This window comes from Caballeronia sp. M23-90 (assembly GCF_053574605.1).
In genome coordinates, this window is the sequence record NZ_JBSIPA010000153.1 from 1 (window position 1) to 13110 (window position 13110).

11 protein-coding genes are annotated in these 13110 nt (G+C 59.7%); 4 read left to right on the plus strand and 7 right to left on the minus strand.

Going from position 1 to position 13110, the window contains the following annotated elements; genetic code table 11:
• Positions 1-904, plus strand: a 904-nt coding sequence (locus tag ACRXB1_RS16595; protein WP_449492592.1) for a cytochrome-c peroxidase, incomplete at its 5' end; no start/stop codon positions are given.
• Here ACRXB1_RS16595 and ACRXB1_RS16600 read toward each other — a convergent pair.
• A complete protein-coding gene (locus tag ACRXB1_RS16600; protein ID WP_449492593.1) occupies positions 901-2856 on the minus strand; it encodes a PhoX family protein in 1956 nt (651 codons plus the stop codon). The genes ACRXB1_RS16595 and ACRXB1_RS16600 overlap by 4 nt on opposite strands.
• Positions 2857-3060: 204 nt before the next feature.
• On the opposite strand from ACRXB1_RS16600, the gene ACRXB1_RS16605 reads away from it, so the two are divergent.
• On the plus strand, positions 3061-4842 hold the full coding sequence (locus ACRXB1_RS16605) for a RecQ family ATP-dependent DNA helicase (RefSeq protein WP_449492594.1): 1782 nt from the start codon (positions 3061-3063) through the stop codon (positions 4840-4842).
• 2 nt (positions 4843-4844) lie between these two features.
• A complete protein-coding gene (locus ACRXB1_RS16610) occupies positions 4845-5381 on the plus strand; it encodes a cupin domain-containing protein (protein WP_449492595.1) in 537 nt (178 codons plus the stop codon).
• A gap of 3 nt (positions 5382-5384) precedes the next feature.
• On the opposite strand, the gene ACRXB1_RS16615 is transcribed toward ACRXB1_RS16610, so the two are convergent.
• From ACRXB1_RS16615 to ACRXB1_RS16640, 6 genes are all read right to left on the minus strand, one after another.
• Positions 5385-6419 (minus strand): NAD(P)-dependent alcohol dehydrogenase, encoded by a 1035-nt coding sequence (locus tag ACRXB1_RS16615; protein ID WP_075358158.1) that lies wholly within the window; start codon positions 6417-6419, stop codon positions 5385-5387.
• Positions 6420-6457: 38 nt separating this feature from the next.
• Positions 6458-7201, minus strand: a complete 744-nt coding sequence (locus tag ACRXB1_RS16620) for an SDR family oxidoreductase (RefSeq protein WP_449492596.1) — start codon at positions 7199-7201, stop codon at positions 6458-6460.
• Positions 7202-7208: 7 nt separating this feature from the next.
• Positions 7209-8189, minus strand: coding sequence for a sugar-binding transcriptional regulator (locus ACRXB1_RS16625; protein ID WP_449492597.1), 981 nt, complete (start codon positions 8187-8189; stop codon positions 7209-7211).
• Between the two features lie 61 nt (positions 8190-8250).
• Positions 8251-9135, minus strand: a complete 885-nt coding sequence (locus tag ACRXB1_RS16630) for a carbohydrate ABC transporter permease (protein WP_449492598.1) — start codon at positions 9133-9135, stop codon at positions 8251-8253.
• Entirely contained in the window at positions 9132-10070 is a 939-nt protein-coding gene (locus ACRXB1_RS16635; protein WP_062001318.1) for a carbohydrate ABC transporter permease, read from the minus strand. Before ACRXB1_RS16635 ends, ACRXB1_RS16630 begins: the two co-directional genes overlap by 4 nt.
• Positions 10071-10139: 69 nt before the next feature.
• Entirely contained in the window at positions 10140-11492 is a 1353-nt protein-coding gene (locus tag ACRXB1_RS16640; RefSeq protein WP_449492599.1) for an ABC transporter substrate-binding protein, read from the minus strand.
• Positions 11493-11799: 307 nt separating this feature from the next.
• On the opposite strand from ACRXB1_RS16640, the gene ACRXB1_RS16645 reads away from it, so the two are divergent.
• Positions 11800-12924 (plus strand): ABC transporter ATP-binding protein, encoded by a 1125-nt coding sequence (locus ACRXB1_RS16645; protein ID WP_449492600.1) that lies wholly within the window; start codon positions 11800-11802, stop codon positions 12922-12924.
• The last annotated feature ends 186 nt before the right edge of the window (positions 12925-13110 follow it).

Sequence of the window (13110 nt, forward strand, 5' to 3'; positions counted from 1 at the left end):
GGCGCAAAAGAACGCGGGTACTGCACCCGCCGCGCCTGCCATGGTCCCGCAAGGCGGTTTTTTCTGGGACGGCCGCGCCGACACCCTTCAGGCACAGGCATCGGGCCCGATGCTCAATGCCGTTGAAATGGCGAACACGAGTCTCGAGGATGTCTCGGCCAAACTGCAGCGCACGGCTTACATGGGCGACTTCAAGCAGTTGTTCGGCCCGAACATCTTCAAGAGCACGGAGCTGGCAACGTCCGAGGCCATGTTCGCGGTCGCGCGTTATCAGATCGAAGAGCAGGCGTTTCATCCGTATTCGAGCAAGTACGATTACTGGCTCGAAGGCAAGGCGCGCCTGACGCAAGCGGAGCTGCACGGCCTGCGTCTTTTCAACGATCCCGACAAAGCGAACTGCGCCGGCTGCCACTTGTCGAAGCCCGCTTCCGACGGCACGCCGCCGATGTTCACCGACTACCAGTACGAAGCACTGGGCGTCCCGCGCAATACCAAGCTTGCGATCAACAACGATCCCAAGTTCTTCGACATGGGCGTATGCGGTCCCTTCCGCAGTGACATCAAGGACCAGACGCAATATTGCGGCATGTTCCTCACGCCCACGCTGCGCAACGCCGCCACGCGCCAGGTCTTCTTCCATAACGGCGTCTATCATTCGCTCGATGACGTCATGGCGTTCTACAACGAGCGCAACACCGCCCCTGAAAAGTTCTATCCGAAGGGCGCGGATGGCAAGGTCAACAAATACGACGATCTTCCCGCACAACTGCACGCGAACATCGACGTAGCCGATGCACCCTTCGATCGCAAGTTCGGCGACAAGCCCGCGATGACGGCCCAGGAAATGAAGGACATCATCGCGTTCCTGAAGACGCTTGACGACGGCTACCGCAAAGGGTCCTAGCTTTTGCCGAGCTTGATGCTGGTCGTGTCGGCGGTGAGGTAACCCACGGTGGCGCCGAAGCGGTCCTTGTAGTTGGCCCGCACGAGCGGGTCCAGCGTGGCCTTCACCTTGTCGTGAACCGGGCTTTCCCAGTCGCCGGCGTGCTGGAAGTTCGTCATGATGTAGGTCCAGCCGTTGATTTCATCGACGGCATGAAGGCCAGTGGATTCCGCGCCGGCCGGACACGAGAGCACACGCGACAAGGTCTTTGTATCGACGTTATAAGCCCACAGGAAGTTGTTCACGTGCATGCTGGAATCTTCGCCAATGAAGAGTGTGCGCAACTTCTCCGAGAACTTTACGTTGTCCGGATTCGCGATCTTCGCGGCGCTCGCCGTGTTGCCCAGGGCATCCGGCGTCGCGAGGTCTTCGCCCACGAGGGCGGTCGGCGCGGCCATATCGACGGGAACCCATTCGCTGTTGATCGCGGCGCCGCTCGTGTCCTTCTGCGCTGATTTAAGGTTCAGCGCATAGACCGCGCCGGCGCTGATGGCGGCGTCCACGGCGACATCGGTCGAGGCGGAGTTGCCCTTCACCATCGACTTCTCGACGCGCGACATCGCCGTGTAGACGACCTTCTCCTTAGCGTTGACGGTCGTGCCTTCGAGCTTCGTAAATCCCAGACTCCCGCCAATGAATGCCGCGTAGCGATGCGTCTCCAGATATGCAGCCGCCTTCTCCATGCCCGGCTTGATGCGGATCCAGTTGAACGTGCCGTTGTAATTGATCTTCTTGAAGCTGGTATCGAGCGGATCCTTGGTCGCCACATCCATGATGTCCGATGCCTTCAGGCGCGAGGCCATCGCTTCGATCTCGGCGCTTGTCGCGCTGCCAATTTTGATCCACGTGAGGTTCGCCGACCCCGCTCTAGCCGATGACGTCTGCGCCCACTTCGCCACATACAGCGTCCCGGACGACAGATCCTCCGCACGATCCGCGATGAACATGAACAGGCCGCCGTTGGTCGCGTCGTCGCCCATCATCACCGTGCGCTTGTCCGGCATCACCTGGACCAGCTCATGCGAGATGCGGCCGAGGCAATAGTGCTTCTTGATCGTGCCGGTGCCGTCCGGATTCACGGTCACTTCGGGCAAGTGGCCATAGTTGTAGGGATTGGCGCGGGTTGCATCGCCGTAGAGGCTCGTGCTGTAGGCCTTGAACTGCGCGTTGCTTGATATGGTCGTTGCGTCCGGCTCGTACTCTTCGCTCGACAAATGCGTGTTCCACGGCGAAAGACTCGCCCCGCATGTGATCCACAAACCGTTCGCCTTCGACGTATCCACGTTGTGATACTTCACGAGCGTGAGCTTGCCCGTGGTCTGGTCCTGGTCGAGCGTCAATACCGCGATCGGCGACGGCAGTTGTCCATACGCCGACACGAGGCTCTGGTCGCGCGTTGCGTATTCGAACTGGACCACGGCGAACACGGCACGGCCCTTGATGCCGGGGACGGTGGGTTTATCGAGGGAGAGCAGCGAGCTTCCATCCGGGCAATCCGAAAAGAACTGGCGCTCCTTCCCCGGCACCGAACGGTCGATGATCGGCTGGTTGTTGATATCGAAATATCCGCCGCTCAGGATCGTGCCGCCGTTGCCGTTCGGAACCATGTCGCCGGTCACGAAGAAAGGTTGGTACGCGAGCTTGTAGTCCTGCGTGCTGCCGTCGCTCATGGTTACGGTGAGCGTCGACGCGACCGTGGTCGTTGCCATGGCTGCGGGATTGGCGAGAGAAGGCGCAGCCATCGACGAAAACGCCGCCGATTTGAACGATGCCGACGTGCCCGCAACAGCGTCGTCGCCACCGCCACAACCGGACAAAAGTGTCGAAATGGAGAAAGCGCCCAAAGGCAGCATGGGTGCGCCGATCAGCAGTTTCAGGGTCTTGCGGCGGGAAAAATCGGGCTGCTCTTGCATGTCTTCTTGTCCGGGTTTGTGGGTAGGTTGCGTCCGGCTTAAGCGGTGACCAGCGCGCAATGAAGGCGAAGTGTAAGTTTCATGTATGAAAGCAATATGACAGTTATCGGTATTGATTTTGGAAGTCTGGCAGGACGCGGCACCGCGTTTGCTGAGTGCAGTAGCGAGCCAAGGACATCCCCCTTTACCAGTGCAGGCACGCATGTGACGACCGAATCCAAGCTGGGCAAACCCATCAAGGAGTTGCTTCAGGGCACGCTGAAGAAGCGGCTCAAGGCGTCCTTGCATGATGTCTTTGGCATCGATGCACTGCGACCCGGGCAGGAGGAAGTGATTCGCAGCGTCCTTGACGGCCACGACACGCTCGCCGTCATGCCCACGGGCGCGGGCAAGTCGCTGTGCTATCAACTTCCGGCGTTGCAGCTCGGCGGCCTGACGCTCGTGGTCTCGCCGCTGATATCGCTGATGAAAGATCAGTCGGACAAGCTGCGCGAATCCGGTATCGCGGCGGTTGCGCTGCACAGCGGGCTTTCGGCGGCGGATGAACGGCAGGCGATCCGCGACATCGATTCAGGCGAGAGCCGCTTTTTGTTCCTTACCCCCGAGCGGCTGGCAAAGGCGGATTTTGTCGAAATGCTCAACGAGCGTGGCAAGCCCGGGACGCAGTTGATCGTGATCGATGAAGCGCATTGCATCTCGCAGTGGGGTCACGACTTCCGGCCGGCTTTCGTGGAGATGCTGCAGTCCATCAAGGCGCTTGGCAGGCCGCCCGTTCTGGCGCTGACTGCGACGGCAACGCCTGCAGTTGTAGAAGACATCCTGCGCGAGCTCGATATGAAGGACGCACAGGTCATCAATACAGGGGTGTATCGGGACAACCTGGTGTTTGCGGTCGAACAACTGACCAATCCGAAAGAGAAACGCACGCGTTTGCTTGAACGGATTCAGGCGCTAGAAGGGACTGGCATTGTCTATTGTTCGACGGTTGCCGAATGCAATGCGGTCCACGCGGAATTGATGGAAGCGGGAATAGAAGCTCAACGGTACAACGGCAAGATGTCCGCATCAGAACGCACGGCGGCGCAAGACGCGTTCATGGAGAATCGATGCCGTGTGATGGTCGCGACAAACGCTTTCGGCATGGGTATCGACAAACCGGATATCCGTTTTGTCATTCACCACCAGATGCCGGGAAGCCTCGAAGCCTACTACCAGGAAGCCGGCCGCGCGGGACGCGATGGAGCCGAAGCGCACTGCATCCTGCTGTTCGAATTGAAGGACAAGCAGGTCCAACAATTTTTCCTGAGCGGCCGTTATCCGAGTGTCGAAACGCTTACGCGTTGTGCCGATGCCCTGCGAAAGCTCGCGAGCGGGAATGAACGCAAGCTGATCGATACACCCGTCGACTCGCTGCACGAAGCGCTGCCGGAGATTGGCTTGAACAAATTACGGACGGTGCTATCCGTGTTGCAGGACATGCGGATGATTCGACGCACACGCAAAGGCAGCGTGACCGTGCTCGACACCGACGCCCCGCACGATATGCAGGAAGCCGCGCAACGGTTCACGCAGAGGGCAGCACACGATCGCGAAGTGCTTGAACGGATGATCGGTTACGCGCAAAGCGGCCAGTGCCGCTGGCGCATCCTGCTCGATTATTTTCACGCGCATCTGGATGCGGCTCGTTTGCATGAAGCTGTATTGAGCATGCCCGACGAACTCGATGGCGGCGTCTGCTGCAAGTGCGACAACTGCGTTTCCCCGCCAACAGTCGTACCGAGCCCGCGCGAATTGCAGCAGCCCGCTTCCACGCCGAAGCGGGCAGCCAAAGTATGGAATCCCGGGGATGCGGTCCAGGTCCGTAAATACGGAAATGGCCACGTGGAAATGATGAGCGGTGATCGCGTCGCCGTTTTGTTTCCTGACGGCGAGACACGGACATTCATAGCACGTTACGTAAAGGCAGTTAAAGCAAGGAGGTCCTGATCATGAAACACGAACTCGACTCGGCATTTCATCCGGCGGATATCGCATTTGAGACGCTCAAGCTCGCACCGCATGCGTGGGTTCCCAACAATAGCCGCTTGCCCGTTTTGATTTATCGACGAGCGGTCGATCCGTCAACAAAGGATCTCGGCAAGACTTTCGAAACGCTGCTCGCGGGCAACGAATGGCTGCCGCAATGGCGCGACAGCATCTTCGATTACCACCACTTTCATTCGACGGCGCATGAAGCGCTTGCAGTGATTTCTGGCAAGGCCGATGTGATCATCGGCGGCCCGGGAGGCGAAGTTGTTTCTATCGCAGCCGGCGATGTCGTGCTGCTTCCGGCTGGCACGGGACATTGCCTGCAATCGACGGAAGGACGCTTCCAGGTTGTCGGCGCGTATCCAGAAGGGCAGCAATGGGATATCCGGCGCGATGCTTTATTGAAGGAAGAGATCGCTGCAATGGAAGCGTTGCCGTTTCCGCGCAGCGATCCTGTCGCCGGGCGCAAAGGTCCGTTACTCCAGGAATGGACCTGAACGTCATTCCATCACGATCTGAACCTTGACGTCGGTTGGATTGCCGCTCGCCGCTTCCTCGAAGGCCTTGATGCCGTCGGCAAATGCGAACGAGCGCGAGATGAACGGCTTCACATCCAGCCGGCCCGACGCGATCAACTGGATCGCGCGCGGGAACATGTTGGCGTAACGGAAGACCGATTCCATCCGTACTTCCTTGATCTGTACCGCGACAATGTCGATGGGCACCGGATGCTGCGGCATACCGACCAGCACGATGCAACCGCCCGGACACAGCAGGTCGACAATGCCATCGAACGCCTTCTCGTTGCCGCTTGCTTCGAAGACGATGTTTGCGCCCCAGCCATCGGTGAGTTCGGCGACAACGTCCTTCACCTTGCGCTCCCGGATGTTCACGGCCGTCACGCCTTGCACGCCTCCGATCAACTCGAGCTTTTCCGGCACGAGATCACACACGATCGCGCGGCTGCAACCGCCCGCAAGCGCGGCCAGCGCACACATCATGCCGATGGTTCCGGCGCCAAGAATGACAGCCACGTCCCCTGGCTTGATCTTCGCCTTCGTCGCGGCCTGCATGCCGATAGCCAACGGCTCGACGATCGCGCCTTCGCCGAACGTCACGTTGTCTGGCAGCTTGAACGTGAACGCGGCCGGGTGCACGACGAATGGCGTCAGACATCCATGAACCGGCGGCGTTGCCCAGAAACGCACGCTTGGATCGAGGTTGTACAGACCTTCGCGCGATGCACGTGACTCCATATCGGGCACGCCCGGTTCCATGCAAACGCGGTCCCCCACTTTCAGATGCGTGACTTCGTCACCGATCTGGATTACCGTGCCTGCGGCTTCGTGACCGAGCACCATCGGTTCGTTCACGACAAACGGCCCGATGCGCCCATGCTGATAATAGTGGATATCGCTGCCACAAATGCCAACCGTGTTGATGCGGATGCGCACGTCGCGGGGGCCCACGACCTGCGGCAATGTGAACGGACGCAAGCTGATGCGACGCGCTTCTTCAAGAACCAGTGCTTCCATGATTGAAGCCCTCTGCAAAGGGGTAACGTGGATAAAAATCAGCCGGCCTGAAAGCCGCCGTCCAAAGCAAGGCTTACGCCGTTGACCATGCTTGAATCTTCGCCGAGAAGGTACGCAATCGTGCAGGCCGCCTCTTCAGGCTGCACGAATCGACGCAAGGGGATGCGAGCCAGCATGGGATCGGACTTTGCCGGCTCGCTCCAGACTTTTTCCGCCATGGGCGTGAGCGTGATGACCGGATTGACCGTGTTCACGCGTATGCCATAAACGCCGAGTTCGACGGCCATGACGCGGCTCAATGCGTCCAGCGCGGCCTTCGATGCGCAATACGACGCGTGCAAAGGCGTTCCGACCTGAGCCGCGATACTCGACACATTGACGATCGCGCCACCGTTGCCCCTTGCAATCATGCTGCGCGCGCATTCCTGCGCGACGATCATTGCGGCGCGAACGTTCACGGCCATCGTAAGATCAAAAGCGTCGATGGTTGCATCGAGGAAAGCGCCGAGCTCGGCAATGCCCGCGCAGTTCACGAGCAAGTCAACCGGCTGCGCTTCTTGCGCAGCCTTCAACGCAGCAGCCGCATCCCCAAGATCGACCGCTATGGTCTTGCAATCGATCAGCGCGGCGAGCGCATCCAGGTCAGCCTGAGAACGGCTCAGCGCAACCACGTGTGCGCCGCGCTCGGCCATCAATAACGCAGTCGCGTAGCCAATGCCCTTCCCTGCCCCGGTGATCAGCACCGTCTTGCCTTCGAACTCGCGATTCCGGTCCACGTTCATTGTCCTTTCAAGGTTCATCGCAGAGACGGCGCGCGGTCTCTTCGTCTGTTACCAGCACTGATGGATAACGCCCGCGCAACGCAGCGCGCGTCACCACGAACTTCTTCGCGCCGCCGCTCACCAGCACGACGCGCTTGATCTTGCGTAGATCGCCGAGCGTGATCGCGACCGTACGGCGATTCAGCGGATGATCGATCGCCTCGCCATCGGCGTCCATGAAGTGACCGAGCATGTCGCCGACCGCGCCGGCTTTCTCGAGCGTTCGGACCTGCTCGGGGTCGTTGATGCCGTAAGTCACCACGAGCGATTCCGTCAGGTCGCCGCACGTCAGCAATGCAAGATCGGATTGGCGCGCGCGCTCATACGTCTCGCGCACGGCGCCCTCCTGCAGCAGCATGTCGCGAACGTTCTGGCTGCTTACGTAAATGGGCGCCGCGAACAAAAAACCATCGGCCTGACAGAGGTTCGCGAAGTCCGAGACAATGTCGAACGTATTGATGCTCGGGCAATGCGACAGGCCGCCTTGCAGCGACACCGCCGATACCGGCCCGTACGCGCGCTGCGGCAACGCCCGAAGCACCGCTCGAATCGTGCGGCCCCAGCCAAGCCCGATGGTCTGCCCCGCCTCGATCTGACGCGCCAGGTAAGTCGCGCCGCCAATACCGATCGCGGCCATGTTCGCTTCGTTATTCGCGCCGGTCGGCACGACGACCGCCGCCTCCAGGCCGAAACGTTTGGTCAGCGCTTCCTCCAACGCGACGCATGGCGCGAGCCGGCTGTTGATGGTGATCTGCACCATGCCGGATTCGCGGCTCGCAGCAAGCAGCCGGTTTACGCGCACACGGTTGCTGCCAATGCGCTGCGCGATCTCCTGCTGCGTGAGGTTGCCGACGTAGTAATGCCACGCTACGCGCGCCTGCAGCTCCTCTTCGGTATCGACAAAGGGCTCGGCTGACGCGGCGACGGCGGGCGATGCGGGCTTGTTCATGAGCGTGATGGGTTTCGATAGGGACGGCGCGATGGTAATGCACCCACCCTTGCGTCACCTTTCATTTCACCGCGCCCATGGTGAGCCCCTGTACCAGCCTGCCCGACACCGCCAGCGCGAACACGACCATCGGCAACACGATCAGCGTCCCCGTCGCCATGATTTCGCCCCACGGCAATTCATAGCCGCTCATGTAACTCGTGGCGGCAACAGGTGACGTGATGGCGTCGGTGCGGGTGAGAACCAGCGCATACAGCAAATCGTTCCACGAAAAGATGAACGCGAAGATGGCAGACACCACAATGCCCGGCATCGCCAGCGGCAGGTTGATGCGCCAGAAAATGCGCCACGGGGAAGCGCCGTCGAGACGCGCGGCTTCATCGAGTTCAACCGGGATGTTGCGAAACTGATCCGTGCAGATCCATACGACAATGGGCAGCGAGAAGGTCAGATACAGCAGGATCAGCACGATGTGGGTATCGACGAGACCAAGCTTGGTTGCGATCAGGAAGAATGGCACCGCGAGTACTACAGGGCTCACCATGCGGTTCGAGATAAACCAGAACCACAAGTCCTCCTTGCCGCGAAACTCGAACCGCGCAAGCGCATATGCAGCGGGCGCCCCGAGCAGGATCGACAGGAAGGTTGCGCTGCTCGCCACGAGCAGCGAGTTGAGCAAGCTCGCGGCAACATCGTGTTCGAAGAGTGCGTCGGTGTAGTGCGCAAGCGTTGGCGTGAAAAGCCACACGGGGGGAACGGCGAGCGCATCGGCCTGGCTCTTGAGGCTCGTCGTGACCATCCAGTAGAACGGAAACACCGACGTGAGGAACACGATCAGCAAACCGATCACGTGCCAGACCGTCGCACGGCGACGCGCGTTTTTCGCCCGGCGTGCGCGCGACGAAAGCGGTGTGACAGTCACATTGTCAGCAGTTGATGTGCTCACACAGCCTCCCGATAAACAAAACGAATATAGAGCCGCGACAGCACGATCGTAAGGATCAGCAGCAAGACCGCCTGAGCGGAAGCCATGCCTTGATCGAAGAGACGGAACGCGACGCGCTGGATGTAGATGCTGATGAATTCGGTCGCCGTGCCCGGACCGCCGCGGGTCATGGTGAACACGGCATCGAACATCTTGAGCATGTCGGCGGAACGCAGAATCAGGATGGCGGTGAGACCCGGCAACAGATACGGCCGTTGCAGGTGCCATAGGATCTTGCTCCACTTCGGCGTCTCGAGACGCGCGGCTTCCTCGGCTTCTTTCGGAACCATCGCAAGACCCGCAAGCAGGATCAATGCGCAGAACGGCGTCCATTGCCAGATGTCCATGATCATCACGGAGACGAACGCAAGCGTGGGGTCAGCGAGCCAGTCGAGGGGCGGGATGCCAAAGAAGCTCAGCAGATAGTTGACCACGCCGAACTGCCGATTGAAGATCAGGCGGCCGATCAATCCCACTACAGCGTAGGTGGTTGCCATCGGAATCACGAGACCCACGCGCGCCGCCACACGCAGCCAAGGCAGCGCCGTCCTGTGCAGCATCAACGCAGCGAACAGGCCGAATGCGAGCTCGACAGGCAAGGTCAGGCAAAGGAACATGACCGTGCGGCCCAGAGCGCCCCAGAATGACGGATCGGTGAGCGTGGCGACGTAATTATCGATACCGACAAAAGGCGTTCCTGAAGCCAGGTCCGCAAGCTTGTACTGATGAAACGAGTTGTAGACCGCGAGCAGCAGCGGATAAATGCCGATGATCGCCAGCGCCGCGACGGCGGGAAACAAAAACCAGAACGCGGGCGATCGCGGCATGAACCGAAAACGCGCGCGCGGTCGCGGACGCATTGCGCCGGTCGCTGGTGGAACCGTGGTCTTGAGCATGAAACCTCTCCGCAGGTTGGCTCAACGTGAGCAAGAGGCATTGCGCACGCAATGCCCCTCTCATCGGCTTTACTTGAGCAAAGGCTTCTTGCCGTCGTAGTAACCCGCTTTCTTCAGGATGTCTTCTGTCTTCGTGCCGATCGTCTGTGCACCGTCTTTCACCGATACCTGGCCGAGCATGATCTTGCTGCCCCACTCGCCGATCACTTCCGACACGGCCGGCCATTCCGGGAAACGCGGCCGGTAGTCAGGCACGCCGCCTTGCCACGATTCGACCATCGGCTTCACGAACGGATACTTGCTTTGAACATCGGCTTCCTTGTAGACCGCCGTGCGGCCGCTGACACCGCCCGCTTCCAGATACGGCTTGGCCATTTCCTCGGAAGTGATCCACTGGATGAACAGCCACGACGCTGCCTGCTTCTTCGCATTCGACTTCGCGTTCACGGCCAGCGAGAATCCGCCCAGCGCAGGCTTGAGTCCGGCAGGCCCCTTCGGTTCGGTCGTGATCGCCAGGCAATCGCCGATCTTCGACTTGCTCGGATCAGTGAGCGTGGGATAGAACGCCGACCATTCCGTGATCATCGCGACCTGCCCTTGCGCGAGCGCATTCACGGCCTCCGCATGGTCGTAATCGACAATGCCCGGCGGCATGTACTTCATCAGCTTCTGCCGGTACTCGAGACCCGCCTGCGATTGCGGCGACATCAGGTTCGATTTGAACTTTGCGTCGAGCAACGACCCGCCGTTGGGCCACAACATGCGCATGAAGCTGTCGGCCGATTGCGTTTCGCCGCGACGCGACTGCAGCGCAAACGCAAACTGGTTCTTGTCGGGTTTCGTCAGCTTCGGCGCGTAGACGTTCAGCAGTTCGTCCCACGTCTTCGGCGGTTCGTTGAAACCCGCGTCCTTCAACATGCACTTGTTGTAGAACATCAGGCCCGAGTAGTTATCGAACGGAAGACCGTAGGTGGTCTTGTCCCAGGTGCCGAAGGAGTCCAGCAGGATCGGGAAGAATCCCGGCAGGTTCAGCTTGGGATCGGCGAGCTTGGGGTTGTCGGTAAAGGTCTTGATGGGCACGAGCCACTTGTTGCTCGCGAACTCGCCAATCCAGACCACGTCCACGAGCACCACGTCCTGGTCGCCGCCGCCGACGAAGTTAAGCACCTGCTTTTCGCGGGTGTTCTCGTAAGGGATAACCTCAGTACGAACCTTGATGCCGGTCTCTTTCTCGAACTGGGGTATCAGTTTCGATGCCGCCTTGTATCCCGGCCGGTCAAGAAAGACAGCCTTGATGGTCGTGCCGGAATAAGGCTCCGCTGCTTCCTTCAACGTCCATGCGGACGCATTCGATACTGATAGCAAGGATGCCGTAACGCCCAGCAGCGCGAACGCCGCGGCCTGCGTGCAATGCTTCTTCATGCCTGTCTCCTGGGTAGTTCTTTTTAAAATGCCCAAAGCGGTCGACGCCGGTTGAGCTGTTCAAGCGTGCTGAAGGTCCGACTTGTGATCCTGCTTGTAATCCCGCTTGTAATCCCGTTTGTAATCCCGCTCTTCCTGCCGTTTCACTTGTAATTTCAGTTTTACAATTGTATATTTGGACGCGAACAGGTTGTCAAGAACAAATTCGAAAAGCACCGCTTGCTGCGTTGCAGGGCATACCGCATGCAAAGCAACTTACTTTGCTCAGGCGCTGATCCGTGGCGCGGGGCATCTGCAGGAGACACGCATGAGTGCAGTTCAATTGCATCAGATCCGCAAGGCGTTTGCCGGAACGGAAGTATTGAAGAGCGTCGACATTGCCGTCACCGATCGCGAGTTCATGGTGTTCGTCGGCCCTTCCGGGTGCGGCAAATCCACGTTGCTGCGCACCATCGCGGGCCTTGAACGCAGTGACTCGGGGCAAGTACTGATTGGTGGCGAAGACGTCACCGACCTCGAACCCTCGCAACGCGGGGTGGCCATGGTGTTCCAGTCGTACGCGCTGTATCCGCATATGTCGGTGTACGAGAACATTGCGTTTGGACTGCGGATGATCAAGTTGCCCGAAGCTCAGATCAAGGAACGCGTGCAACGCGCCGCACAAATCCTGCAGATCGAACAATTGCTTGAACGCAAGCCTCGGGCGTTATCAGGCGGCCAACGTCAGCGCGTTGCGATCGGACGATCGATCGTGCGCGAACCGAAGGTGTTTCTCTTCGATGAACCGTTGTCCAACCTCGACGCGGCGCTACGCGTGCAGATGCGGCTTGAGCTGATCAAGCTGCACAAGCAGCTCAACGCAACGATGATCTACGTGACGCATGACCAGACCGAGGCCATGACAATGGCGGACCGGATCGTGGTGTTGAATCATGGGAAGGTCGAGCAGATCGGCTCGCCGCTCGAGCTTTACAGGACGCCGGTGAACCGTTTCGTTGCCGGGTTTATCGGATCGCCGAAGATGAATTTCCTGCCCGCCAAGGTTCAGCGCGCGGACACGGCCGGCGTAACGATCGGCTTGCCGGGAGGAGCGTCCATCACGTTGCCGTTCGTCGCCGATGGGGTGACGGCCGGCGATACGCTGAGCTTCGGCATCCGTCCCGAGCATCTGATGGAAACGGCTGCGAGCGGCGCAGAAGGGAAGTTGTCCGGCACGGTGATGGTGGTCGAGCACCTTGGCGGCGAAACCTTGCTGCATGTGAACCTCGACGGCGATGTCCTGATCCAGGTGAAAGGCTCGGGGGAATCGACCGCGGTTGACGGCCAACCCATCGATGCCGGTTTCAACCTGCGTCACACGCATCTGTTCCGCGAAAACGGCGAAGCGCTGAAGCGGCTTCAGACAGTGCCGGCAAGCGCGGCTACGGCTTGAACAGGCGTTCATCCAAAGGTTCGCGGGAATAAAAAACACGAGGCCCCGGATATTCCGAGGCCTCGCGTTCTCTCATGCACTTGATTACTACTTGCCGCTTACTTGATCAGGCTCAGATAGTTGCCGCTCGGGTAAGCAGTGTTCAGCCACGTCGACAACCGATTCACCTGGGTCTTGTCGATCCCG